Below are 393 nucleotides of genomic sequence, written 5' to 3' on the forward strand. Positions count from 1 at the left end.
TCGCATGACCGCCAGCGTTGCGGGCGATGCGATGGATTTGATTGTCCTCGGCTGTCGATTTCAGCCAGCGTAACGCTCCGCCCCAGTCGATCAGTTGCTCGCCGGGTAAATCCATCATCGGCGCATCGCTGGGTAATGAAATGCGCCATAAGGTACCTGGTAACGAGAAGAACGGCAGTTGTTGTTCACGCAATTGCTGCCAGAACTGACCCGCAACCTCTTCGCCCCCCAGCAGTTCACGCGCCGCTTTTACCGATCCTTCGCCGCCCTCAAGGCGGATCCACAACGCATTGTCGAAGTAACATAAGCCACTAATGGGTAGCGGCTGGAGTTGCCACTGGGCGATTTCGTTAATGGCTTCTTGCAGGCTGATTTCCCGACGCAGACTCAGGG

The 393-nt window shown here is 56.7% G+C and carries 1 protein-coding gene; it reads right to left on the reverse strand.

Annotated elements, in window-relative coordinates; genetic code table 11:
- Positions 1-393, reverse strand: a 393-nt coding sequence (locus C1J01_RS48840; protein ID WP_220040521.1) for a glycolate oxidase subunit GlcE family protein, incomplete at both ends; no start/stop codon positions are given.

The sequence above is a fragment of the Nonomuraea aridisoli genome, from assembly GCF_003236395.1.
Lineage (GTDB): Bacteria > Actinomycetota > Actinomycetes > Streptosporangiales > Streptosporangiaceae > Nonomuraea > Nonomuraea aridisoli.